We start from the raw sequence: 22853 nt of genomic DNA, 5'->3' as shown, positions 1-22853 counted from the left end.
GATCACATACGATCCGCGCCCCACCCCACTTTTACGGTTCCTGTGTGGCGGGTAAGGTTAGGTTAGCCTCACCGATCAAGGGGATGGCACGACATCGATCCCGGCGGGAGGTGGTCCGCATGTACGTGTGCAGTTGCTTCGGTGTCACCGAGCAGCAGGTGAAGCAGCACGCGGAAGACGGTGCCTGTACGCCTCGCCAGATAGCGTCCGCCTGCAAGGCGGGCACGGACTGCGGGTCGTGCGTACGCCGTATCCAGGCGATCCTCGGCCGGGGCGCGTGCCCCCGCCGTGAGCTGGCCGACCAGGGCCAGTCGGTGCTGACCGACCTGGCGGACGCGGCCTAGCGCGCGTGGGCCGTCGGCTCCCTAGCTCGGCTGCTCGATCTGCTGAGCGAGGTAGAGCGCCTCACCCAGCTTGTCGATCAGTTCCAGCTGGGTGTCCAGGTAGTCGATGTGGTGCTCCTCGTCCTCGAGGATCGACTCGAAGAGGTTCGCGGACGTGATGTCGCCTTTGGTGCGCATCACCTCGATACCGCGCTTGAGGCGGTCGATCGCCTCGACCTCGACCTGTCGGTCGGCCTGGAACATCTCGGTGACCGACTGGCCGACCCGTACGTGGAACAGGCGCTGGTAGTTCGGCAGACCGTCCAGCATGAGGATGCGCTCGGTGATCTTGTCCGCGTGCTTCATCTCATCGATGGACTCTTCACGCGTGTACTTGGCGAGCTTCGTCCAGCCTTTGTTGTCCTGGATCCGGTAATGCAGCCAGTACTGATTGATCGCCGTCAGCTCGCCGGTCAGCTGCTCGTTCAGGAATTCGAGGACCTCGGGGTCGCCCTGCATCGCAGAGGCTCCTTCCACGGGGGGAACTGGCAGGATGCGCCGCATGATTCCACCGGCGGAGAAGATCGTCCAGTAAGTCTTCACTTAGTAAGTAAGGGCATGCTTAGTCCGTTATGAGGTGAATTGGGGAGGGGTGTGGTCAGGTGCACTGCCCCAGGTCTGTCAGGATGGAGGCATGGGTCAGCCGGTGGAGCGCGAAGGTGGGGCAGCAGCACACTCCGAGCTTCCGCCGGGACAGCGCGTGCAGCGCGGCTGGCCCGTCACGCACTACGGACCGGTCCCCAAGTTCCGGCCCGAACGCTGGGAGTTCAGGGTGTTCGGGGCCACCACCGACGGCGAGAAGCACTGCTGGACCCATGAGGAGTTCACGGCTCTGCCCTACACGACCGTCCTCGCCGATCTGCACTGCGTCACCAAGTTCAGCATGCTCGGTGCGGAGTGGGGCGGCATCCCGGCCCGGACGATCCTGGAGATCGCCCCGCCCGCATCCGCCGTCACTCATGTGATGGTGTGGGCCGAGTACGGCTTCAGCTCCAACCTCCGCCTCGCCGACTTCGCCGCCGAGGGCGCGATCTTCGCCACCCACAAGGACGGCGAACTGCTCACGGCGGAGCACGGCTTCCCCCTCCGGCTGGTCGTCCCTCACCTGTACGCCTGGAAGGGGCCGAAGTGGGTCCGGGGCGTCGAGTACATGACCGCCGATCGCCGTGGCTTCTGGGAGGAGCGCGGCTACCACAACATCGGCGACCCGTGGAAGGAACAGCGGTACTCGTACCAGGAGGAGCCCGGGGACGGGCCCGAGCTCTGACTTCCGGCCTCTCGTGGGCCCTCAGTGGTACTGGTGCACCACCGCGTGCCCCTTGCCGCGGCCGATCATCCACTTGTTGACCGGCGTCGTCAGGACGAAGGCGACGGCCAGCGCGATCGCCAGCGCCGACCAGAACAGCGGGTCGGTGAGTTCGGCGTCCATGGCGCCCGGCCAGAGCACGATCACGCCGTTGTCGACCAGCTCCATCACGGCGATGGACAGGGTGTCCGCGGCCAGCGCCACCTTGAGCGCGGCGCGCAGGTCGACGCCCGCCTTCAGTACGCCCCACAGGGTGAGCGCGTAGCCGAAGAAGAACGCGAGGACGATCGCCAGGATCAGGGTCGGCACGTTGCCCCAGCCGAGCGCGGTGCCGATCACCATGCCCAGCACCTCGCCGATGGCACAGCCGGTGAGGCAGTGCAGGGTGGCCCGGACCGCCATCGCCCAGGTGCTGGCGGCGGCCACCTCGTGGCCGGCCCCGGCATGGTGGGCGTGTGTCGCGTGCGCTTCGTGTTCCATGACGACCCCCAATGTCAGGTTACGGTTCCCGCATCGACCAGGAACCACATACCCCCCAGGGGTATTCCCCTACCCGGTCAGGCGTCCCGAAGTTTCTTCAGCCGCTCCACATCCGCCGCGTGGCCTTCCTTCCCGCCCGGTGTCTCGATGATCAGCGGTACGCCCGCCGTGGCCGGGTGCGTCATCAGCGCCCGGAACGGATCCTCACCGATGTGACCTGCGCCGATGTTCTCGTGCCGGTCCTTGTGCGCGCCGACGACGTCCTTGGAGTCATTGGCGTGGATCAGCTTCAGCCGTCCCTCGCCGACGGTGTCCACCAGCAGGTCGAGGGTCTGGTGCATGCCGGACGGGCCGGTCAGGTCATGGCCGGCGGCGAAGATGTGACAGGTGTCCAGGCACACGCCCAGCCTGGGATGGGCGTCCAGCGCCTCGAAGTACGGCCCGAAGTCCCAGGTCCGCGAGCAGAGCGAGGAGCCCTGCCCGGCGGTGGACTCCAGCAGCAGATACGGGTCGTCGTCGTGGGTCAGCTCGTCGAGCAGCGGAAGCAGGTGCTCCCGTACCTGCTTCAGGGCCACCGAACGCTCCCGGCCGCCGGTCGCGCTGCCCGTGTGCACGACCACGCCGAGCGCCCCGATCTCCCGGCCGCGCCGCAGCGAGTGCCGCAGCGACTCCACCGACTTCTCGACGGTCGCCTCGGTGTGCGAGCCGAAGTTGATCAGATACGGCGCATGCACGTAGGCCGGGATCGACTCGGCCTCGCAGACCGCGCGGAACTCCTCGTCCTGGCGTGGATTCCCGGTCGGCGTCGCCCAGCCGCGTGGGTTGGCGACGAAGACCTGGACCGTCTCGGCCCTGAGGTCGTGGGCGTAGGTGAGCCCGACGGAGCTGAGGCCGCCGGCCACAGGGACATGGCCGCCGACGGGGTTGCGGGAGGGGCCCGGGAGGGCGGTGCCGGACTGCTGACTTCTCACCCGCTCAGGGTGTCATGCGGTCCGGACCGCCCGGTCACCGGCCGGTGACCGCCTTGCTCACCGGATGGTGATCGTGATCGTCGACCCCTTGGGCGCTGTCTTTCCGCCCTTCACGGACTGCTTCTTGACCGTGTCGCCGAACAGCCCGAGCAGGCCGCGGTCCTCGTCGACCTCGAAGCCGGCGGCCTCCAGTGCGGCCCTGGCGTCGTCGACGCTGTCGCCGACCACGTCCGGGACCTCGATCATCTCGGGGCCCTTGGACAGCGTCAGCGTGACGGTGTCACCCTCGGCGACCTGCTTGCCGTTGGCCGGCGTCTGCTGGGCGACCTGGCCCGCGTCGAACTCGGAGTTGACCCGCGCGGGGGCGATCCGCACCTTCAGACCGGCCTCCTCCAGCTCGGCCCTCGCGTCGGCCGGGCTGCCGCCGGTGACGTCCGGGACGTCCACCGGGCTGCCCTTGCTGACGGTGAGCCTGATCGCGGAGCCGGAGCGGACCTTGATGCCGTCCCTGGGGGTCGAGGAGATCACGGAGCCTCTGGTGATGTCGTCGTTGAACTCCTGCTTCACCAGGCCCGGCTCCAGGCCGCTCTCCTTCAGCTCACTCTTCGCCTTGTCCAGCGGGTAGCCCTGGAGATCGGGCACCTTCACGGTCTCCGGTCCCAGCGAGAGGACCAGACCCACGGAGTCGTTGTTCCGGATGCGGGCGCCCGTCTTCGGGTCCGAGCTGATGACGGTGCCGCGCTTGAAGGTGTCGCTGTACGCGCTCTCCACCTTGCCGACCTCCAGCCCGGAGTCCTCCAGCCGGTCCCGGGCCTGTGCCTCGGTCTTGGACAGCAGCGGCGGGACCTCGGTGAACTGGCCGGAGTTGATGTACCAGATGCCGGCCCCGAGGCCGAGGACCAGCAGGACGGCCGCGACGACGACCAGCGGGCCGCGCGGAGCACGCGGGGTCCGCGACCCTCGCCGGGGCGGCGGGGACGGGGGCATCTCCAGCCGGCTGGTTCTGTTGAAGACGGCCTCGGGCTCGTCCTCGTTCACCGGCAGCGGTCGCTGGATGTTCAGCGCGCGCGGGATCACACTCGTACGGTCGTCGGCGTTGTCGTGCTCCGCCCGGAGTGCCTGCGGCGGCACCGCGTCCAGCTGGTCCGCGGTGAGCGCGGCGCGTGTCTCCCGGGCCCGCGCGAGCAGCGCCACGGCGTCGGACGGGCGGATGTCCGGGGTGCGCGCGGTGGCCGACGCGACCAGCTCGTCGAGTTCGTACGCCAGCCCCGGCACGCTCGCCGAGGGGGCCGGGACGTCCTCGTGCAGGTGCTTGTAGAGCACCACGGCGGGGGAGTCCCCGTCGTGCGGCTTGTCGCCGGTGAGCATCTCGTAGAGCACGACACCGCACGCGTACACGTCGACGCGGGCGTCGGCGGCGCCGGGCTGCTCTATCTGCTCGGGCGCGAGATAGGAGACGGTGCCGAGGACGGCGCCGGTGGTGCTGGTCACGGTGTCCACGGACCGCACGAGCCCGAAGTCGGCGACCTTGACCCGTCCGTCGTCCCCTATCAGCACGTTCTCGGGCTTCATGTCCCGGTGCACGAACCCGGCGCGGTGCGCGGCGCCGAGCGCGGCGAGCACCGGTTCCAGGATGTCCAGGGCGGCCCGGGGCTGGAGCGCCCCGCGCTCGCGCAGGACGTCGCGCAGGGTGCAGCCCGCCACGTACTCCATGGCGAGATAGACGTACGACCCGTCGGTGCCCTGGTCGAAGACCTGCACGACATTGGGGTGAGCCAACCGGGCGACGGACTTCGCCTCCCGGATGAACCGCTCGACGAACACCCCGTCCACCGCCAGCGCGGGATGCATCACCTTGAGCGCGAGCACGCGGTCGAGGCGGGTGTCCAGGGCCCGGTAGACCGTGGCCATCCCGCCGACGGCGATTCGCGCGTCGACGCGATACCGGCCGTCGAGCACCTGCCCGACCAGAGGGTCCTGAAGGGTCGTATCCACGCAGGCGAGTGTACGAGCCGACGCTGACAGCCCCGCCCGTTCGGGCGTGATCGGAGCGGGACTGGAGCCGAGCTGTGACGGATGACTCACTGGCCGAATGACTTCGTCGAACATACGTTCAGAACGCGGGCCGTTCCGGGTCCAGCCGAGCCATCCCCTCCACCGGCGACGAAGCCTCCGCGAAGTGCCGCCGAGGAATCCGCCCCGCCCGGTACGCCAGCCGCCCCGCCTCCACCGCGTGCCGCATCGCGTCGGCCATCAGCACCGGCTCCTGCGCCCGCGTCACCGCCGAGGCGAGCATCACGCCCGCGCACCCCAGCTCCATCGCGAGCGCCGCGTCCGACGCCGTACCGGCACCCGCGTCCAGGATCACCGGCACGCGCGCGTGCTCCATGATCAACTGGAAGTTGTGCGGATTGCGGATGCCGAGCCCCGAGCCGATCGGGGAGCCGAGCGGCATGATCGCCGCACAGCCGACGTCCTCCAGCTTCCGCGCCAGCACCGGGTCGTCGTTCGTGTACGGCAGCACCGTGAACCCGTCGTCCACCAGCGTCTCCGCCGCGTCCAGCAGCTCGATCGGGTCCGGCAGCAGCGTCCGCTCGTCGGCGATCACCTCCAGCTTGACCAGGTCCGTTCCGAGCGCCTCGCGCGCGAGGCGGGCCGTCAGCACGGCCTCGCCCGCCGTGAAGCACCCCGCGGTGTTCGGCAGCACCCTGATCCCGAGCCGTTCCAGGACCGACAGCACGGAGCCGTGCACCGAAGGGTCCACCCGTCGCATCGCGACCGTGGTCAGCTCCGTACCGGACGTCGCCAGCGCCCGCTCCAGGACCTCCAGGCTGGGCGCCCCGCCCGTGCCCATGATCAGACGGGACGTGAAGGACATGTCACCTATGACAAAGGGATCGTCGGCCATGGTTCAGCCTCCTTGGACGGCGGTCAGGACCTCGACGCGGTCCCCCTCGGAGAGGGACGTCGAGGACCACTGCGCGCGCGGGACGACGGTTTCGTTGAGGGCGGCGGCCACTCCGGAGGGGGCCGCGGTGAGGGAGCGCACGAGCGCGTCGAGAGCCGTGCCGGGCTCGACCTGCCGACGCTCGCCGTTGACCGAGATGGTGACCGGGAGGTTCATGCGGGCTGCTCCGTGAGTGCGGCGGCCCGAAAGCGCGCGGGCGTGAACGGACGGGCCTGGTCCGGGAGTTCACCGGTGGTCAGGACGTGCGCCATGACATCGCCGGTCACGGGCGTCAGCAGCACGCCGTTGCGGTAGTGCCCGGTGGCCAGCGACAGCCCCGCCAGCTCGGTCGGGCCGAGCACCGGCGCGTTGTCCGGGGAGCCGGGGCGCAGGCCCGCGCGCGTCTCGGTGAGCGGCAGTTCCGTGATGCCCGGCACCAGTTCGTGCGCGTCCCGCAGCAGCTCGTACACCCCGCCCGCGGTCACTGTCGTGTCCCAGCCCAGCTCCTCGCTCGTCGCCCCGACGACCAGTTCCCCGCTCTCGCGCGGCACCAGGTACACCTGGCTGCCCCGCACCACCGCCCGCACGGTCCGGTTCAGGAACGGCGCGTACCGCTTCGGCACGGTCAGCCTCAGCACCTGCCCCTTCACGGGGCGTACGGGCGGAAGTGCGGCGTCCGGAACGCCCGCCAGCCGCCCGCTGAGGCTGCCGGCCGCGAGGACGACCTGCCCCGCGGCCAGCGTCGTGCCGTCGGTCGTGACGACGCCCGTCGCCCTCTCCCGTGCGACGGACAGGCGCTCGGCCCACATCCGGTGGAAGATCACGCCCGTGTCCTCGCACGCGGCCACCAGCGCCCCGGCCAGCCGCCGCGGATCGATCTGGTGGTCGCCGTCCACCCGCAGCCCGCCGCGCACGCCCGGTGCGAGCATCGGCTCCAGACGCCGGCACTCCCGCCCGGACAGCCACTCGGAGTCCAGCCCCGACTGGCGCTGAAGGGTGTGCAGTTCGCGCAGATGGGCGCGGTCGTCGGCGTCCAGGGCCACGGCGAGCGTGCCGCACTGGCGGTAGCCGAGGTCATGGCCGGTGAGGTCGGTGAGCTCGGCCGCGAAGTCCGGGTAGCGGCGGGCCGAGGCGAGGTTCAGGCCGAGCAGGGTCTGCTCGCCGTAGTGCAGTTCCGTGACGGCGGCCAGCATGCCGGCCGCCACCTGGGCGGCCCCGCCGCCCGGCTCCGGGTCCACGACGGCCGTCGTGAACCCGCGCTGCGCGGCCCGCCACGCCGTGACCAGGCCGATGATTCCGCCCCCGACGACGAGGACGTCTGACGTTCGCGTACGCGACATGGGCGTCCAGCCCCTCCCTTCGCCGGCATGACCCGGATCAGGTTCGTACGGTCGGAGGCCGCCAGCCTCCCTCTCAGCCCGGTGCGTCCGGGCTCCCGCGTGTGCTTTACGTTGGCCACCCTAGCCCGCCCCCGTGAGTCCCAGTAAGGGAGCCCGTACCCATGGCCCGCTCGCTCGACGGTCTCGTCCTCGCCCCCGTGGCGGACCAAGCCCCAGGTCAGGTGGGTACCCGCACCCGGTTCACCTACCACGAGAAGGATGGTCAGATCTGGGCGGAGTACGCGGGCGGCGACGTCGTGCGCGGGCACCTGGTGGGCACCAGGGACGGCGACCGGCTGGACTTCCGGTACGTGCAGCTCAAGCGGGACGGGACGACGTCCGCGGGCCACTGCGTGTCCACGGTGGTCGGGCTTCCCGACGGGCGGGTGCGCCTGGAGGAGACCTGGGAGTGGGAGTCGCAGGAAGGCGCCGGTACAAGCGTTGTGGAGCAGCTCACCGAGCATGCCCCCTGACTGATGAACAGTCAGTTGTCTATGGTGATCAGGTGAGCGAGCAGACGCAGCAACGGGGCACGTCACCGGCACGCCGCGTGGTCGTCGCCGGCGCGGGCATGGCCGGTGTGCAGACGGCGGTCGCCCTGCGCGAACAGGGCTTCACCGGGACCGTCACACTGATCGGCGCCGAGCCCCACCAGCCGTACGACCGGCCGCCCCTGTCCAAGGCCGTGCTGCTCGGCAAGTCCGAGGGGTCCGCCTTCGACGTCGACTTCGACGCACTCGGCATCGAACTCCGGCTGGGGTGCGAGGTGCTGGGCGTGCGCCCCGCCGACCATGAACTGGACACCGAGTCCGGGTCCGTCCCGTACGACGTCCTCGTGCTCGCCACCGGCGCCGAACCCATCCGGTTGCCCGGCACGGAGGGCGTCCCCGGCGTGCACCTGCTGCGCACCCTGGACGACGCCGAGCGGCTGCGGCCGGTGCTCGCCCGGCAGCACGACATCGTGGTCGTCGGGGCGGGCTGGATCGGCGCGGAGTTCGCCACCGCCGCGCGCGAGGCGGGCTGCGCGGTGACGGTCGTGGAGGCCGCCGACCGGCCGCTCGCCGGGGCGCTGCCCGCGGAGGTGGCCGCGCCGATGACCGCCTGGTACGCGGACAGCGGGGCGGTGCTGCGGACGCACGCGCGCGTGCGGCGCGTCGAGCCCGGCGCGGTGATCCTCGACGACGGCGCACGGTTGCCCGCGGACGCCGTCGTGGTCGGCATCGGGGCGCGGCCCGCCACGGCCTGGCTGGCCGGCTCGGGCATCGAGCTCGGCGCGCACGGCGAGGTCCTGGCCGACGACCGCCTTCGCACCTCCGTGCCGGACGTGTACGCGGTCGGCGACTGTGCCTCCTTCCCTTCGGGAAGGTATGGCGAGCGCCTGCTGGTCCACCACTGGGACAACGCCCTCCAGGGTCCGCGTACGGTCGCCGCGAACATCCTCGGTGAGACCTCCGCGGTCTACGACCCCGTGCCGTACTTCTGGTCCGAGCAGTTCGGCCGCTTCGTCCAGTACGCCGGCCACCACGCCGCCGCCGACACGGTGCTGTGGCGCGGCGACCCCTCGGGCCCGGCCTGGACGGTCTGCTGGCTGCGGGGGGACCGCCTGGTCGCCCTGCTGGCGGTGGGCCGGCCGAGGGATCTGGCCCAGGGCCGACGGCTGATCGAGGCGGGCACGCCGATGAACGCTGAGCTGCTGGTGGACCCGGCGAAGCCGATGAAGGCGGCGACGGCATAGCGTCCCAGGTGGACCGGCCTGGCTTCCGACTGTCAGTGGCAGATGGCAGGCTTGTTTCCGTGACCGAGATTGACGCAAAGATCGATGCTCTCGTCCCCGCCTGGCTCACCCTCCCCGACATCGCAGAGATCCTCGATGTCGAGGTGACGCGTGCGCGGCAGCTGGTCAAGGACGGCCAGCTCATCGCCGTACGCCGAGGTGAGAACCGCGCGCTGCACGTCCCCGCCGCCTTCATCGACGGGGCCGAGCAGAAGGTCGTCAAGGGCCTGACCGGGACCCTGACGCTCCTGCGGGACGACGGCTTCACGGACGAAGAGATGCTGGAGTGGCTCTTCACTCCCGACCCGAGCCTGCCCGGCACCCCCGCGCAGGCGCTCAGCGAGAATCGCGGCACGGAGGTGAAGCGCCGCGCCCAGGCGCTCGCCGTCTGACCGACCACCCGATCCGAACACCGTCCGGCGTACGGGCCGGGGCCCGCGGGCCCCGGCCGCCCCCGGTGAGCGGGCTGAGCGCCTGCCGCACCGGCGCGCCAGCGGCCGGCACTTCAGGCCGGATCCTCGGGTCCGGTCCGTGCGCCGGTGACGTGGCCACGCCGCGGATGCCGTGCGGACCGCCGCTGCCGAACCGCGGGCCGCGGTGCCCTCGCAGGGGCCTGGTCCGGTAACGCGACGAACTCCGGCTGTGGCCGTCTCCGACCGTGGGCCATGTCCGATCGCGGGCCATGTCCGACCGAGGGCCGTCTCCGGCCGCGGCCCACCACCCGGCACCGGTCGGCGGCGCCCCGCCCCGCTCCAGGTACCGTGCCGCTCCGGATACCGTGCCACCGTCCGGCACCGACCCGACGTCACCCGCCCGGCAACCCGACCACAGGGGGCTCCGCATGTCCGACACCGCCAGCGCAGGCACCGCCCGCGCCCAGCTCGCCGACGCCCGGCTCTATCTCTGCACCGACGCGCGTAGGCAGCAGGGCGACCTCGCGGAGTTCCTGGACGCGGTGCTGGCCGGTGGCGTCGACATCGTGCAGCTGCGCGACAAGGGCATGGAGGCGGCCGAGGAGCTGGAGCACCTGGCGGTCTTCGCCGACGCCTGCGCCCGGCACGGCAAGCTCCTCGCGGTCAACGACCGTGCCGACGTGGCCCACGCCGCCGGCGCCGACGTCCTGCACCTCGGCCAGGGCGACCTCCCCGTACCCGCCGCCCGGGCGATTCTCGGCGAGGACGTCCTCGTCGGCCGCTCGACGCACTCCGAGTCCGAGGCCTCCGCGGCCGCTGTCCAGGAGGGCGTGGACTACTTCTGCACGGGCCCCTGCTGGCCCACCCCCACCAAGCCCGGCCGCCACGCCCCCGGCCTCGACCTGGTCCGCCACACCGCCGCCCTCGGCACGGACCGCCCCTGGTTCGCCATCGGCGGCATCGAACTCGGCAACCTGGACGAGGTGCTGGAGGCGGGTGCCCGCCGCGTCGTCGTCGTACGGGCGATCACCGCGGCGGCCGACCCCGCGGCGGCCGCGGCGGAGTTCGCGAAGCGGCTGCGCCAGGCGTAGCGGCTACGCGGGGCGTAGCTGCCGCGTCAGGGGTGGCGCGGGCCGGCGGCCAGGGGTGTTCAATGCTCCGCGGGCTGTTCCACCCGGCCCGCCCTGACGTGCCGCGTCTCACTACAGGTCCGTCCGCGTCTCAGCCAGTGGTCATCCGGCCATGATCGCGGCCGCTTTGTGGCCCTTGTTGTCCAAGGAGTGGACAACAAGCCGACAATTCGGGCAAATGTCCGGCGTCCGGTTGGGGGACCGGGGGCCCCTGGCTAACCTGCGAGTATGGCCCTCGGCACCGCATCCATCAGGTCGGACCACGCTCGTACCGTGCGCGAGATGCTCGCGACCGGCAAGACGACGTATTCATTCGAGTTCTACGCTCCCAAGACCCCGAAGGGCGAGCGGAACCTGTGGAACGCGCTGCGCCGGGTCGAGGCCGTCGGGCCCGACTTCGTCTCCGTGACCTATGGCGCGGGCGGTTCCACCCGCGCGGGCACGGTCAAGGCGACCGAGGCGATCGCCTCGGACACCACGCTCACCCCGATCGCCCACCTCACCGCGGTCGACCATTCGGTGGCCGACCTGCGCAACATCATCGGGCAGTACGCCGACGCGGGGATCCGCAACATGCTGGCACTGCGCGGCGACCCGCCCGGCGACCCGCTGGGCGACTGGGTGCGGCACCCGCAGGGCCTCGCCTACGCCGCCGAACTCGTCGAACTGATCAAGGCGTCCGGAGATTTCTGCGTGGGCGTCGCGGCCTTCCCGGCGATGCATCCGCGCTCCGCCGACTCGGAGACCGACGTCCGTCACTTCATCGACAAGTGCCGTGCCGGCGCGGACTACGCGATCACGCAGATGTTCTTCGAACCCGAGGACTACCTGCGGTTGCGCGACCGCGTCTCGGCCGCCGGCTGCGACACCCCGATCATCCCGGAGATCATGCCGATCGCGAGCGTGCGGACGCTGGAGCGGATCCCGTCCCTCACCAACGCTTCCTTCCCGGACGCCCTGAAAGAGCGGATCCTCACAGCAAAGGACGATCCGGCGGCTGTACGCTCCATTGGCATCGAGTTCGCCACGGAGTTCTGCGCACGGCTGCTGGCCGAGGGAGTGCCCGGACTGCACTTCATCACGCTCAACAACTCCACGGCGACGCTGGAAATCCACGAAAACCTGGGCCTGCACCACCCACCGCAGGCCTAGACCGGCCGTACCGGCATACGTCACACTGCGTAGGCGGCCACTGGGAGAGGGGCGTACATGGGCTGGACGGTCCTCTACATCGCGTTCGGCGTCGTCGCGCTGTGGCTGCTGGGCGAAGTGCTGCTCCAGTACAAGGCGCGACTGCGCTGGCGGCTGCTCGCGTTCGTCGGCTTCCTCGGCGTCGTGGTCGGGGTGCTGATCCCGTCCGTCATCGTCATCGGTCTGGGCGCGGCTGCGTTCGCGGTCGGCCAGACCTACGTCACGCTGTCGTTCCGCCGCGGCTTCTCGGCCGGCTGGGCGGTCTCCGCGCCGGCCCTCGGCCCGCTGGCCGCCGCCAAGCGCCGCCGCGGCGAGCCGGACCGCCAGGAGCCGACCCTGGAGGTCTCCGACCTGGAGGCGTCCGAGGCCGGTTTCGCGGGCGGCAACGCCGACTACGGCCAGGACAGCGTCGGTTACGGTCACGACGACTACGACCGCGACGACGTCTTCACCCCCTCGCGCCCGGACCGGCCCGCCGCCGCGGAGACGACCTCCGTCTACGAGCCGCAGCCCCTCCCGGACGACACCGGCTCGTACGGCATATACAGCGACCCCTCCTACGCCGCCGCCGACCAGAACTACGCGGCCGCCGGCCAGCCCCAGGACCAGTACGCCACGGCCGACCAAAGCTACGGATACGACGGCGGCTACTCCGGCTACGACCAGCAGCAGTACGGCTACGACGCCACCGGCCAGCAGCAGTACGCCGCCTACTCGGACCCCTACATCGGCACCCAGACCTACGGCGGCACCTCCTACGACGCCTACGGCCAGCAGCAGTACGCCCAGCAGGGCTACACCCAGGACCAGTACGCCACCGGCACCTACGGCGAGACCCCGCCCGGCGGCGTCTGGGTCCCGCAGCAGCGCACCGATGAGGCGTACGGCGGCGAACTCCCGCCGGAGCAGCAGTACCCCTACCAGGGCGACGGCCAGCAGGAGCAGGGCCAGGGGAACGGGTACGACGAGCAGTACCGTTTCTGACGTGCCGCCCGCGCGAGACGCTCTGAACGCGACGGCCTGAACGCGACGCCCTACGCGGGGATCACTGCGAGCCCCGGAACTCCGGCCCCTCCACGATCAGCCCGGCCACCAGCGCGCCCGACATGCCGGCATGGGGGAGGCCGCCGCCGGGGTGGGACCAGCCGCCCACGGTGAACAGGCCCGATACGCGTGTGCGGTTGGACGGACGCAGGAAATTCCCCTCCGCCGCGGCCAGCGCCGGTGCGGGCACCCCGCCGCCCTCGGCCCCCGTCTCCTGCCCGGTGTGCACCGGCGTACGGACCTCCCGCCACAGAAGGCGCTCCCGCAGGCCGGGCAGGGCCCGCCCGGCGGCGGTGACCATGCTGTCCGCGAACGCGTCGGCGGCACCGGCCACGGTCCAGTCGTACAGCGTCTGTGACGGCACCGTGGCCGTGAGCACCACGGACTCGTGGGCGTCGTCGGGGCGCAGGGCCGGGTCGTCCGGGCGGTCGATCCGGACCGTCGGGTGCGCGGGGGGCTCGCCCAGTCCGAAGGCGTCCAGCTCGGCCTGGCGATCCGGGGTGTGCACCACCGTGCGGTGCGCGGCACCCGCCTCACGCGCGCCGCGCAGCGCCAGGCAGACCACGACCCGGCCGCAGGACATGCCCTCGGGGCGCGGCTCGACCTCCTGCGCCTCGTACAGCTCACGCCCGCGCGCCAGGTCGCTCAGGCGCCGCGGTCCGGTGCCGACGACCATGTCCGCCTCCGCCACCGACACTCCCGCGGAGCCGTGACCCCGGGCGGTGTCACCGGCCAGCTCCAGCCCCGCGACCCGGCCGTCCTTCTCCAGGACCCCGACGACCTCCGTACCGAAGTTGAACTCGACCTTCCGGGCCAGGCACCGCTCGTACACCGCCCGCGCCAACTCCCGTATGCCGCCCCGCACATACCAGGTCCCGAAGGCGTGCTCCAGATACGGCAGCACCGCCGCGCTCGCCGGGGTCACGCGAGGGTCCAGGCCGTAGGCGAGAGCGTGGCTCTCCAGCAGGGCGATCAGCCGGGGGTCGCGCAGTTCCCAGGCGCCGACCTCGGCGAGGGTGCCGGCCCTGCGGGTGCGCAGGAGTCGCTTGTGGGGGACCGCCGGATAGGGCTCGCGCTCGGCCAGCACCTCCCAGTTCGGCCACAGGGGTTCCTCGAGCAGCGGTCTGCGCGTCCGGTCCCACGCCTCGCGGGCGCGGACCAGGAAGTCGCCCCAGCGGTCGCCGGTTCCGGCGCCCAGCGCCTCGTCGAGGGCGGCCACCACACCCGCGCGCGAGGCGTTCGGCAGGGAGAGCTCGGTGCCGTCCGCGAAGACGTGCCGCGCGGAGGGATCGACCTGGACCAGGTCGACGCACGCCTCCAACGGCTCCTTGCCGGTCTTGATGAACAGGTCGCGGTACACGGCCGGGAGCGGGAGCAGCCCGGGGCCCGTGTCGAACCCGAAGCCGTCGTGTTCGAAGCGGCGCACCGCTCCGCCGTACGTCTCCGTACGCTCGTACACCGCCACCCGGTGGCCCGCGACGGCCAGCCGGGCAGCGGCCGCCATCGCGCCCATCCCGGCGCCGATCACCGCAATCCGTGCCATGCGTGGGACTTTATCGGCCGCCACTGACAGTGGTGCGCTGACCTGGGTCCGGGAGCTGGATCCTGTCGTCGGGCGGAGCTCAGCCGGGCCGCTGCCCCACCGCCTGCGCGAGCCGCTTCTCCTCCCGGCGCTCGGCCCTGCGGCGCAGGAAGCGACGGATCCGCGAGACCAGGAAGAGCAGCAGCAACAGCCCGGCGAGCAGCAGCACGCCCGCGATGACCGCCGCGGCGACGGGGTAGAAGATCGCGAGGGTGATGAGGGCGCCGACGCCCAGATCCTCGGCGAGGCTCACCACGATGTTGCTGAACGGCTCCGGCGAGGTGTTGACCGCCATCCGCGTCCCGGCCTTGACCAGATGGCTCACCAGCGCCGTGGAACCGCCGACCGCGCCCGCCGCCAGCTCGGGCAGCGACCCGCTCTGGCCGGCGAGCAGCGCCGCGACGACCGCGCCCGCCACCGGCCGGATCACGGTGTGCACCGAGTCCCAGGCCGAGTCCACGTACGGGATCTTGTCGGCTACGGCCTCGCAGAGGAACAGCGCGCCGGCCGCGATCAGTACGTCGGGTCGTTGCAGCGCTTCGGGCACCTCGTCGCTCAGCCCTGTCGCGCCGAAGACGCCGAGCAGCAGGACCACGGCGTAGGAGTTGATGCCGCTGGCCCAGGCGCTGGTGAAGATCAAGGGAAGTATGGACACGGACGTGATCGTAACCAGTCGGCAACGGGGGGTCCTGGGGATGAGTGCGCAGACCTGAGTACGCGTACCTAGCCGGTGAGATGAGTACGCGCGCGGATGGGGCGCCACCTGCGTGGACGAGAGAGTTGAGGCACGGAGAAGGGGATCGGCTCCGGCACCGGCGACACGGGGCGCCGGAACGGAGCGACCCCGGATCCGCTCCTTCCGCCGACCAGGCGTCGGCGGGAGCGAGACCGGGGGACCCGGGGGAACGACCGAACGGGGGTCCGACGGGGGATACGGGGGGAATCGGGGGAGCACGGGGGAACGGGGGAGCACGGAAGGCGCCGGTTCGAGAGTGGCCCGCGGGGGACGCGGCCACTTTCGGACCGGCGCTTTCGTGTGCGCGCGAGGCGCCGGTGTGTCTCGCGGCGCCGTCGCTTCAGTGGCGCCCGCTCACCCGGCCCTGCAACAGCCGGGACAACGCGGCGTGCACGTCGTCCAGGGAGCGCTCCGCCTGGAACGACTTCCAGTCCAGCGCGGCCACCAGGACCATGCCGACCAGCGCGGAGGCGGTCAGTCCGATGTCGATCTCCTCGCTGAACTCGCCGTTCTCCACGCCCGCGCGCAGCACGCCCTCGACGACCGCCACGGCCTGCTGCCGGACCACCATCAGCGTGGACTGCCAGGCCCGGTTCGTGCGCCACAGTTCGGCGACGTAGAGCTGGGTGAAGGACGGGTAGCGGTCGATGAAGACCAGCCCCGCGCGGATCATCGCGTCCAGGGCGTCCACCTTGGTGCCGCCGTCCCGGGCGGTCTTCTCGGCCGCCTCCCGGAGGGACGCGGTGAGGAGTTCGACTCCGTGGCGCAGCAGCTCCTCGAAGAGGACCGACTTGCTCGCGAAGTTGTAGTAGACCGTGCCCTTCGCCACCCCGGCCCGCTCGGCGATCTCGTCAACGGTGGTGGCGGAGAAGCCCTGTTCGGCGATGAGCGTGACGGCCGCCTCGTAGAGCTTCTGCCGGGTGGCCTCACGGCGCGTGCTGCCGCCCGACGCGGCGTTGCTGCTTTCCATGGCCCTGATTGTCCCGCGCGCGCTCACAGGGTCAGCTCCGGGTGCAGCCGGTCGAGTGTCCACACCTGCCGGCGACGGGCCGACAGCGCGGTCAGCGCGAGTGCGCCCGCGGTGAAGGCGGCGAGCACCACGCACGCGTGCCACACCGGTCCGAGACCGCCCCCCGTGATGAGCCTCCTGAGCGCCTCCACGACGTAGCTCATCGGCAGGAAGGGGTGGAGCGTGTTGAAGAAGCCCGGGCTGGTCTGCACGGGGTACGTGCCGCCCGCGGACGTCAACTGAAGCATCAGGACGGCGAGGACGAGGATCCGGCCCGCCGCACCGAAGCGCGCGTTCAGCCACTGCACGATCGCCGCGAAGCACGCCGTCACCAGGAACAGGAAGCCCACCGTCCCGGCCGCCCGCACCATCTGCAACCCGATCGCCCAGTGCAGCACCGAGATCAGGGCCAGGGTCTGGAGCACCCCGATCGCCACCACGGGCAGCCAGCCGGCCAGCGCGATCCGCCAGGCCGAGGCACCCGCGGCGAGCGCGCGCCGGTTCATCGGCGCGATCAGCATGTACGCCACCATCGCGCCCACCCACAGGGACAGCGGGATGAAGTACGGGGCGAACCCGGTGCCGTAGTTGGGCGCCTTGTGCATGTCCCGGGAGACGAGCTGGACCGGGTCGGCCATGACCTCGGTGCGCTGGTCGCGGGCCTTCTTGTCGTAGTCGGGGATCTGCTCGGCGCCGTCGTGCAGCCCGTTCGAGAGCTTCCCGGAGCCGTCGACGAGCTTGTAGATGCCGCCGTTGAGGTCGACCGCGCCGGTCTTGAGCTCGCCCACACCGCTGTCCAGGTCCGCGGCGCCGGTCCTGGCCGTGCCCAGGCCAAAGTGCAGCTTCTTGGCGCCCGCGGCGACCTTCGCGGCACCCTGGTTCAGCTTGTTGATCCTGGTGACGGCGTCGTCGAGGTCCTCGGAGAGGCGGGGCGCGCGGTCGGCGAGCGCCTGGGACTGCTTCTGGAGGGTGGCGAGGTTCTTGTCGAGCTTCTTCAGATCGCCGTCGTGGTCGGCGATCAGCGTGTTGAGATCGTCGGCGATCGTCGCCACGTCCGCTGCCGAGCTCTTGGCCTTCTTCAGGTCGCCGCAGGCCGGGTCGGGCAGGACGGCGTCCTCGCAGCGCGTCCTGTAGACGGCGTCCAGCACGTCGGAAGCCGCATGCGCGCCCTTGGCAGCGCCCGGAGCGTGCTCCGCCAGGTCGCCGAGGTTGTTGCGGATCGCCCCCGAGGTGTCGGCGACCAGCCGGGCGGTGTCCGCGATGGTCTTCTCGTTGTCCTGGAAGAACGGGCCGATCTTCTTGTCGACTCCGTTGACCTTGTCGGCGAGGGTCTGCGTCCCCTCGGCGACCTGCTGGGAGCCGCTCTCCAGGGTGCCCGCGCCCCTGTTGAGCTTCTTCAGGCCCGTCGACAGCCTGCCGCTGCCCTTCTTGGCCTCCTTCAGCCCGTCGGCGAGGTCCTTGGAGCCCTTCTCCGCCTTCCCGATGCCGCCTTCGAGCCGGTCGGCGCCGTTCGCGGCCTTGACCGTCGCGCCGTGGATGCCGGAGAACGAGACGAAGATGCGGTCCAGGAACGAGCGCGACGCCTTCGTGGACGCGGCCTCACGCACCTCGCTGAACACCGTGCGTGAGATCTGCCCGACGATGTAGTTGTTCGCGTCGTTCGTACGGACCTGGAGGGCGCCCGTCTCCGGCGAGGCGCCCGAGCTGGAGGCGATCCGCTCACTGAAGTCGGCCGGCATGGTCAGCGACAGGTAGTAGTCGCCGTTCTCGACGCCCTTCTCGGCCTCGGCGGCACTCACCTCCCGCCAGTCGAAGACGTCGCTCTCGCGCAGCCCTTCGGTGATCTCGTCGCCGGCGGCGAGCTTCCTGTCGCCGACGGTCGCCCCCTTGTCGTCGTTCACGAGGGCCACGGGGATGCGGTCGAGACGGCCGTACGGGTCCCAGAACGACCACAGGTACAGGGCGCCGTACAGCAGGGGCAGCACCAGCAGCGCGACCAGGGCGGCACGCGGCAGCTTCCCCCGGCCGAAGCGCCGGAGCTCAAGCGCGGCCAGCCTCGGCGAGCGCATCGGCGGCCTCCTTTCCGTCGGTTTCCGGGGATGCCGGGGAGTCCTGGGAAGCGGATGCCGTGTCGGCCTCCTGGACGGTGGACACCTTGACGGCGCCGTCCGGAGCCTCGCTGCACACCGCCAGGACCGTGGTTCCGGCCTCGGCGATCGACGCCAACAGCGCCCAGACCTCGGCCCGTTCGGCGTCCGAGAGCTTGAGGTCGGTGTCGTCGACGCCGAGCACGCGCGGGCTCCCGATCAGGGCCAGCGCGATGGACAGCCGCAGCGCCTCCAGCCGCTCCAGATCCCGTACTGCCGTACGGGAGCCCTTGGGCAGGGACTCCCGGTCCAGGCCCGCCGTCGTCAGCGCGGCGTCGATCCGCCGCCGTTCCTCGTTCCCCCGCTCGCCCCGCGGACGCAGCAGCCCGCGCACCGAGTCGCCGAACCGCCGTTGCAGCAACGCCCGTTCGCGCAGGTGCTCGGCGACGGTCAGGGCCGGGTCCAGGTCGGTCACACCCGGGACGTGGGCCAGGGCGCTGATACGCCGGACCGCCGCCATGCGCCTGGGCAGGCCGGCGTCGCCCACCACGGCGGAGCCCTCCGTGGGCTTCATGCGCCCCGTGAGCGCGAGCAGCAGGCAGGTGCGGCCGGTGCCGGACGGCCCCTCGATCGTGATCAGTGAGCCTGCCTCCGCCTCGAAGGAGATCCCGCGGAACGCCCATCCGCGGGGCCCTTCGAGCCCGAGGCCGTGGGCCGTGACGCCGGCTGCGGCCACGGTTCCCCCCATCCCTGCCCCCTCTTCGTTTTGAACTGACTGGTCAGTGCAAAAACTAGCCCGAACTCGCGATCGATGCAAAAGCCCAGGTCAGAACGGATTGTCAGTGCCATACCCCACGATGGGCACATACGGCATCCCGTATCGGGCGTGCCGTCACACAGACGACAGGAGGTTCGTCATGGCCACCTCTCACGCAGCAGCCGCCCGTCGGCGCGGCGCCACCGGCCCTGCCCCCTCACTGACCGGCCCGGCGAGCGATGTGCACCCCGTGCTCCGCCGGGCCACGGCCCCGCCCGCCGCCCTCGACCTGCTCGCCCAGGCCCGCGCCGGACTGGACGAGGCCGCCGTTCTGGAAACGCCGAACGAGCGCTATGCCACGGCCCACCTCTCCGCCCTGCGCATCGCGGCCGCCGTACTCGCCGCCCGCGGGCGCCCCGAACCCACGCCCAGGCGGCGCGCCCGCATCAGGAGCGCGTGGGAAGTGCTTCCCGAGATAGCGCCCGAACTCACCGAGTGGAGCGCGCTGTTCGCCTCCGGCGCCCGGCGCCGCGCCCGGGCGGAGGCGGGCATCCAGGGCGCGGCCGGCCGCCGGGACGCCGACGACCTGATACGCGACGTGGCGATGTTCCTGCGCCTCGTCGAGCGGATGCTGGTGCTCCAGCCGGTCCTGCCGCAGCCGCGACCGGACGCGGGCTGACGGTGCGTCGGGGGCCTGTCGGGCGGGCCCTGGTGGACGCCGAGTCCGCCCGTCGGGGTCCGTCCGGCGAGACGGACGGCGTCGCGCGGCACCGTGGTGGCCGGGTGAGGTGTCCTAGGCAATAGGGTGGAAGACGCCTGAAGCCTTCCCACCCCGTGACCAGGGCCGGGAAGGCAGCCCGTTCGCTCCGCCGTGCAAGTGGCGGTGCCGCGCCGAGGAGTCAACTGCCGTGTCGGACCCGATGCGCCCCCGCGCCGCACTCCGTACCGCCGTGGTATGGGAAGTCCTCCAGGACGCCCTGGACCGCCGGGTCAAGGCCACGGGTCGCCAGGCGCTCGACGTCCTCGACACCGGGGGCGGCAGCGGCAACTTCGCGGTGCCCCTGGCCCGCCTCGGCCACCGTGTCACCGTCGTCGACCCCAGCCCGAACGCGCTCTTCGCCCTGGAGCGGCGCACCGCCGAGGCCGAGGTCGCCGACCGGGTCCGGGGCGTCCAGGGCGACGCCCACGGCCTCTTCGACGTGGTCGAGCGCGGCGGGTACGACGTCGTGCTCTGCCACGGCGTCCTGGAGTACGTCGACGACCCCGCCGAAGGCGTCCGCAACGCGGTGGCCGCCCTGCGCGCGGAGGGCGTCCTCAGCCTGCTCGCCGCGGGTCTGGGCGGAGCGGTGCTGGCGCGGGCCCTCGCCGGTCACTTCAAGGAGGCCAAGCAGGCCCTGGAGGACCCGGATGGCCGCTGGGGCCAGGGCGACCCGGTGCCGCGCCGGTTCACCGCCGAGCAGCTCACCGGACTGGTCGAGGGCGCCGGCCTCAGGGTCGGCGCCGTGCACGGCGTACGGGTCTTCGCCGACCTGGTGCCCGGGGTGCTGGTGGACACCGAGCCCGGCGCCCTGGAGGCGCTGCTGAAGCTGGAGGAGGCGGCCGCCGAGCTGTCCGCCTTCCACTCGGTGGCCACGCAGCTTCACGTACTCGGCGAGACGGGGGAGACCTCCGGGGCCTGAGCCGCCCGCCGGGCTCTGCGTGAGCGGACCTCGGGGGCGCGCCGTTGATCAGGGACTTGGCTGCACATGGAGTACGCCACAGGCCACCCGATCGCGCGCTCAGCGCCGTATGATCGAGGGAGACCGTTCCGGCATGACGGGTCGGCCGCTGGGGAATGCAGATCTCAGCGAGCCGGGACGTCCATGGCGGAGCCCGGTTGGCCAATTGGCGTAGAGGGGCGGGTTTCACGGGGGCGATTCCCTGCCTATCCTGAAGGGACCCCCCGGGTCGCCCCGGCGACTGCACGATGAGGAGGACTCCGTGCCGCTCTCGGAGCACGAGCAGCGAATGCTCGAGCAGATGGAGCGAGCGCTGTACGCCGAAGATCCCAAGTTCGCGACAGCGCTTGAGGGAAGCGGGCTGCGTACGTACACCCGGCGACGGGTCTACCAGGCGGTCGCGGGCTTCCTCGTAGGTATCGCGCTCCTCATGGCGGGAATGGTCGCCAAGCAGGTCTGGCTCAGCGTGGTGGGCTTCCTCGTCATGCTGGGCTGTGCGGTACTCGCCGTGACCGGCTGGCGCAAGGCCCCCAAGCCGGGCGAACAGCCCGCCGGCGGCCAGCAGGCCGGCCGCCAGCCACGCCAGAAGCGCTCCATGATGGACCGCATCGAACAGCGCTGGCAGCGCCGCCGTGACGAACAGGGCGGCCATTAGCTCGACGAGCAGCTCCCATACAGACGCAGGGGGTGACCACCGGTGGGTGGCCACCCCCTGACGTATGCCTGCGGCCGGCCGGCCGCGCCGTGGTGGTCCCTGGGAAGCCGTGGACTCGGACAGCCGGGACGTCGGGTGGGGCCACCAGGGTGAGCCGGGCCGTATGGCCCGGCTCCTCCGCACAGCCCGCGGTCAGCCCCGCTGACCGGGAGTGGACGGCCTGCGCAGCGTCGGTCGGGCCGAGGCGGCGCGCTGCTTGAGGGTGATCCACCAGTCCGAGAGCGCCCAGGCGACCCGAGCGCTGGACCGTGGGGCCAGTAGCGCACGCAGCTCGGTCGTCCAGCCGGCCTTGGACCGGAGGTCGGACAGGACGCCGCGGACATCCTCCGCGAGGCCGGCCGCCGGACGTGGGCTCGGAGCGTAGAGGACCTGTTCCACCGCGTCGGCCACCCGGTGTACCGAGGTCGCGGCCGACGGGCCGAGGCCGCCCAGCCGGACGATGCGCGCGGCGGCCTTGCGGGGGGTCTGGGAGTCGTCCGGCGAAATGCCGAAGTCCCATGCCGTGTCCGTCAGTTCCTGCCACACCGCCAGGGTGTGGAGCGACACGTCGGCCTCCGTGCGGCCGTGCCCTCCCAGCCGTACCGCTCTGGTCCGCAGCCGCCACAGCATCGGCGCCAACGGGATCAGCAGAGCCCCGGCCACACCGAGTACCCAGGCCAGGACGACGTACCACTTCGGGCCCTCGTCATCCGTGGCCGGCGCGAGCGCCGGGGACTCGCTCGCGCACAGCTGCGGGTTGCGCCCCGCGCAGCTCTCGCTGGTGGAGGGCGACGCGGACGGTCCCGTGCTGGCCGACTGCGTGGGTCGCGCCACGTCCGGGAGTGTGGAGCCCGGCGTGTCCGACTGGGTGTACGACGGCACCGAGCCACGGGTCGGCGTCGGCTCGAAGCGGGTCCAGCCCACGCCCTCGAAGTACAGTTCCGGCCAGGCGTGGGCGTCCCTCAGGCCGACCGAGACCGAGCTGTCCCCCTGCGGCGTACCGGGCGCGAAGCCGACCGCGACCCGTGCCGGTATGCCCAGTGAGCGGGCCATCGCCGCCATCGCGAAGGAGAAGTGGACGCAGAAGCCCTGCTTGTCCTTCAAGAAGCGGGCGATCGCCTGCCGGCCGCTGCCGACCTTGACGTTCGTGTCGTACTGGAAGCCGCCCGTGACGGCGAAGTACTCCTGGAGCTTGACGGCCTGCTCGTAGTGGCTGTTCGCACCCTCGGTGACCTCACGCGCGGTGCGGGCG

The 22853-nt window shown here is 71.6% G+C and carries 24 protein-coding genes and 1 riboswitch; of the genes, 11 read left to right on the top strand and 13 right to left on the bottom strand.

Features of this window, described 5'->3' with window-relative positions:
* Window positions 1–119: 119 nt before the first annotated feature.
* Window positions 120–344, top strand: coding sequence for a bacterioferritin-associated ferredoxin (locus ACFU95_RS47905; RefSeq protein WP_383843183.1), 225 nt, complete (start codon window positions 120–122; stop codon window positions 342–344).
* Window positions 345–365: 21 nt separating this feature from the next.
* On the opposite strand, the gene bfr is transcribed toward ACFU95_RS47905, so the two are convergent.
* On the bottom strand, window positions 366–842 hold the full coding sequence (gene bfr / locus ACFU95_RS47900; RefSeq protein WP_383843181.1) for a bacterioferritin: 477 nt from the start codon (window positions 840–842) through the stop codon (window positions 366–368).
* Between the two features lie 175 nt (window positions 843–1017).
* Here bfr and ACFU95_RS47895 point away from each other — a divergent pair, with 175 nt between their 5' ends.
* Complete coding sequence (locus ACFU95_RS47895; protein ID WP_383843178.1) at window positions 1018–1650, top strand: sulfite oxidase-like oxidoreductase; 633 nt, start codon at window positions 1018–1020, stop codon at window positions 1648–1650.
* Between the two features lie 21 nt (window positions 1651–1671).
* Here the strand turns inward: ACFU95_RS47895 and ACFU95_RS47890 are convergent, their stop codons facing one another.
* From ACFU95_RS47890 to thiO, 6 genes are all read right to left on the bottom strand, one after another.
* Window positions 1672–2169, bottom strand: a complete 498-nt coding sequence (locus tag ACFU95_RS47890) for a DUF4396 domain-containing protein (protein WP_383843175.1) — start codon at window positions 2167–2169, stop codon at window positions 1672–1674.
* A gap of 77 nt (window positions 2170–2246) precedes the next feature.
* The gene (locus tag ACFU95_RS47885; RefSeq protein WP_383843173.1) at window positions 2247–3140 is read right to left on the bottom strand and encodes a deoxyribonuclease IV; all 894 of its coding nucleotides are present in this window, start codon (window positions 3138–3140) and stop codon (window positions 2247–2249) included.
* A gap of 57 nt (window positions 3141–3197) precedes the next feature.
* Window positions 3198–5135 carry a Stk1 family PASTA domain-containing Ser/Thr kinase gene (gene pknB, locus ACFU95_RS47880; protein ID WP_383843170.1) on the bottom strand — a complete coding sequence of 646 codons (1938 nt, stop codon included), beginning with the start codon at window positions 5133–5135 and terminating at the stop codon, window positions 3198–3200.
* 118 nt (window positions 5136–5253) lie between these two features.
* Complete coding sequence (locus tag ACFU95_RS47875; RefSeq protein ID WP_383843166.1) at window positions 5254–6048, bottom strand: thiazole synthase; 795 nt, start codon at window positions 6046–6048, stop codon at window positions 5254–5256.
* Window positions 6049–6051: 3 nt separating this feature from the next.
* The gene (thiS, locus tag ACFU95_RS47870) at window positions 6052–6264 is read right to left on the bottom strand and encodes a sulfur carrier protein ThiS (protein ID WP_383843163.1); all 213 of its coding nucleotides are present in this window, start codon (window positions 6262–6264) and stop codon (window positions 6052–6054) included.
* Window positions 6261–7427 (bottom strand): glycine oxidase ThiO, encoded by a 1167-nt coding sequence (gene thiO, locus ACFU95_RS47865; RefSeq protein ID WP_383843160.1) that lies wholly within the window; start codon window positions 7425–7427, stop codon window positions 6261–6263. Before thiO ends, thiS begins: the two co-directional genes overlap by 4 nt.
* Window positions 7425–7536, bottom strand: a riboswitch (TPP riboswitch). It overlaps the preceding gene by 3 nt.
* Window positions 7537–7588: 52 nt before the next feature.
* Here thiO and ACFU95_RS47860 point away from each other — a divergent pair.
* The 6 genes from ACFU95_RS47860 to ACFU95_RS47835 all read left to right on the top strand — a co-directional run bounded on the left by ACFU95_RS47860 (window position 7589) and on the right by ACFU95_RS47835 (window position 12958).
* Window positions 7589–7939 (top strand): hypothetical protein, encoded by a 351-nt coding sequence (locus tag ACFU95_RS47860; RefSeq protein WP_383843157.1) that lies wholly within the window; start codon window positions 7589–7591, stop codon window positions 7937–7939.
* A gap of 32 nt (window positions 7940–7971) precedes the next feature.
* Window positions 7972–9201: an NAD(P)/FAD-dependent oxidoreductase gene (locus tag ACFU95_RS47855; RefSeq protein ID WP_383843154.1), complete on the top strand. Its 1230-nt coding sequence runs from the start codon at window positions 7972–7974 to the stop codon at window positions 9199–9201.
* Between the two features lie 59 nt (window positions 9202–9260).
* Window positions 9261–9632 carry an Rv2175c family DNA-binding protein gene (locus ACFU95_RS47850; RefSeq protein WP_383843151.1) on the top strand — a complete coding sequence of 124 codons (372 nt, stop codon included), beginning with the start codon at window positions 9261–9263 and terminating at the stop codon, window positions 9630–9632.
* A 449-nt stretch (window positions 9633–10081) separates the two neighbouring features.
* Window positions 10082–10744 (top strand): thiamine phosphate synthase, encoded by a 663-nt coding sequence (thiE, locus tag ACFU95_RS47845; protein WP_383843149.1) that lies wholly within the window; start codon window positions 10082–10084, stop codon window positions 10742–10744.
* Window positions 10745–11011: 267 nt separating this feature from the next.
* On the top strand, window positions 11012–11935 hold the full coding sequence (gene metF / locus ACFU95_RS47840; RefSeq protein ID WP_383843146.1) for a methylenetetrahydrofolate reductase [NAD(P)H]: 924 nt from the start codon (window positions 11012–11014) through the stop codon (window positions 11933–11935).
* Between the two features lie 57 nt (window positions 11936–11992).
* Window positions 11993–12958: a hypothetical protein gene (locus tag ACFU95_RS47835; RefSeq protein WP_383843143.1), complete on the top strand. Its 966-nt coding sequence runs from the start codon at window positions 11993–11995 to the stop codon at window positions 12956–12958.
* 61 nt (window positions 12959–13019) lie between these two features.
* On the opposite strand, the gene ACFU95_RS47830 is transcribed toward ACFU95_RS47835, so the two are convergent.
* The 5 genes from ACFU95_RS47830 to ACFU95_RS47810 form a co-directional block, all read right to left on the bottom strand.
* Window positions 13020–14561 carry a phytoene desaturase family protein gene (locus tag ACFU95_RS47830; RefSeq protein ID WP_383843140.1) on the bottom strand — a complete coding sequence of 514 codons (1542 nt, stop codon included), beginning with the start codon at window positions 14559–14561 and terminating at the stop codon, window positions 13020–13022.
* Window positions 14562–14640: 79 nt separating this feature from the next.
* Entirely contained in the window at window positions 14641–15255 is a 615-nt protein-coding gene (locus ACFU95_RS47825; protein WP_383843138.1) for a DUF4126 domain-containing protein, read from the bottom strand.
* A 421-nt stretch (window positions 15256–15676) separates the two neighbouring features.
* The gene (locus ACFU95_RS47820) at window positions 15677–16306 is read right to left on the bottom strand and encodes a TetR/AcrR family transcriptional regulator (RefSeq protein ID WP_383843135.1); all 630 of its coding nucleotides are present in this window, start codon (window positions 16304–16306) and stop codon (window positions 15677–15679) included.
* A 23-nt stretch (window positions 16307–16329) separates the two neighbouring features.
* A complete protein-coding gene (locus ACFU95_RS47815; protein WP_383843132.1) occupies window positions 16330–18414 on the bottom strand; it encodes a YhgE/Pip family protein in 2085 nt (694 codons plus the stop codon).
* Window positions 18386–19180, bottom strand: a complete 795-nt coding sequence (locus tag ACFU95_RS47810) for an ATP-binding cassette domain-containing protein (protein ID WP_383843129.1) — start codon at window positions 19178–19180, stop codon at window positions 18386–18388. Before ACFU95_RS47810 ends, ACFU95_RS47815 begins: the two co-directional genes overlap by 29 nt.
* 169 nt (window positions 19181–19349) lie before the next feature.
* Here ACFU95_RS47810 and ACFU95_RS47805 point away from each other — a divergent pair, with 169 nt between their 5' ends.
* The 3 genes from ACFU95_RS47805 (at window position 19350) to ACFU95_RS47795 (ending at window position 21562) form a co-directional block, all read left to right on the top strand.
* On the top strand, window positions 19350–19868 hold the full coding sequence (locus tag ACFU95_RS47805) for an SAV_6107 family HEPN domain-containing protein (protein ID WP_383843126.1): 519 nt from the start codon (window positions 19350–19352) through the stop codon (window positions 19866–19868).
* Window positions 19869–20097: 229 nt separating this feature from the next.
* Complete coding sequence (locus ACFU95_RS47800) at window positions 20098–20868, top strand: methyltransferase (RefSeq protein ID WP_383843123.1); 771 nt, start codon at window positions 20098–20100, stop codon at window positions 20866–20868.
* Between the two features lie 301 nt (window positions 20869–21169).
* A complete protein-coding gene (locus tag ACFU95_RS47795; RefSeq protein ID WP_383843120.1) occupies window positions 21170–21562 on the top strand; it encodes a DUF3040 domain-containing protein in 393 nt (130 codons plus the stop codon).
* Between the two features lie 192 nt (window positions 21563–21754).
* On the opposite strand, the gene ACFU95_RS47790 is transcribed toward ACFU95_RS47795, so the two are convergent.
* The coding region (locus ACFU95_RS47790) for a DUF4129 domain-containing transglutaminase family protein (protein WP_383843117.1) at window positions 21755–22853 on the bottom strand (1099 nt) is incomplete at its 5' end.

The organism is Streptomyces sp. NPDC057623, assembly GCF_042800355.1.
Taxonomy (GTDB): Bacteria; Actinomycetota; Actinomycetes; order Streptomycetales; family Streptomycetaceae; genus Streptomyces.
The sequence above is the reverse complement of the archived record's forward strand: the minus strand, read 5'-3'. Positions and strand labels throughout refer to the sequence as shown.

Coding starts and splice junctions, on each gene's coding strand:
- ACFU95_RS47810 (WP_383843129.1), bottom strand. CDS start 19,180: ATGGGGGGAACCGTGGCCGCAGCCGGCGTCACGGCCCACGGCCTCGGG.
- ACFU95_RS47830 (WP_383843140.1), bottom strand. CDS start 14,561: ATGGCACGGATTGCGGTGATCGGCGCCGGGATGGGCGCGATGGCGGCC.
- ACFU95_RS47905 (WP_383843183.1), top strand. CDS start 120: ATGTACGTGTGCAGTTGCTTCGGTGTCACCGAGCAGCAGGTGAAGCAG.
- ACFU95_RS47875 (WP_383843166.1), bottom strand. CDS start 6,048: ATGGCCGACGATCCCTTTGTCATAGGTGACATGTCCTTCACGTCCCGT.
- ACFU95_RS47835 (WP_383843143.1), top strand. CDS start 11,993: ATGGGCTGGACGGTCCTCTACATCGCGTTCGGCGTCGTCGCGCTGTGG.
- ACFU95_RS47820 (WP_383843135.1), bottom strand. CDS start 16,306: ATGGAAAGCAGCAACGCCGCGTCGGGCGGCAGCACGCGCCGTGAGGCC.
- ACFU95_RS47890 (WP_383843175.1), bottom strand. CDS start 2,169: ATGGAACACGAAGCGCACGCGACACACGCCCACCATGCCGGGGCCGGC.
- ACFU95_RS47895 (WP_383843178.1), top strand. CDS start 1,018: ATGGGTCAGCCGGTGGAGCGCGAAGGTGGGGCAGCAGCACACTCCGAG.
- ACFU95_RS47860 (WP_383843157.1), top strand. CDS start 7,589: ATGGCCCGCTCGCTCGACGGTCTCGTCCTCGCCCCCGTGGCGGACCAA.
- ACFU95_RS47815 (WP_383843132.1), bottom strand. CDS start 18,414: ATGCGCTCGCCGAGGCTGGCCGCGCTTGAGCTCCGGCGCTTCGGCCGG.
- bfr (WP_383843181.1), bottom strand. CDS start 842: ATGCAGGGCGACCCCGAGGTCCTCGAATTCCTGAACGAGCAGCTGACC.
- thiS (WP_383843163.1), bottom strand. CDS start 6,264: ATGAACCTCCCGGTCACCATCTCGGTCAACGGCGAGCGTCGGCAGGTC.
- ACFU95_RS47805 (WP_383843126.1), top strand. CDS start 19,350: ATGGCCACCTCTCACGCAGCAGCCGCCCGTCGGCGCGGCGCCACCGGC.
- thiO (WP_383843160.1), bottom strand. CDS start 7,427: ATGTCGCGTACGCGAACGTCAGACGTCCTCGTCGTCGGGGGCGGAATC.
- metF (WP_383843146.1), top strand. CDS start 11,012: ATGGCCCTCGGCACCGCATCCATCAGGTCGGACCACGCTCGTACCGTG.
- thiE (WP_383843149.1), top strand. CDS start 10,082: ATGTCCGACACCGCCAGCGCAGGCACCGCCCGCGCCCAGCTCGCCGAC.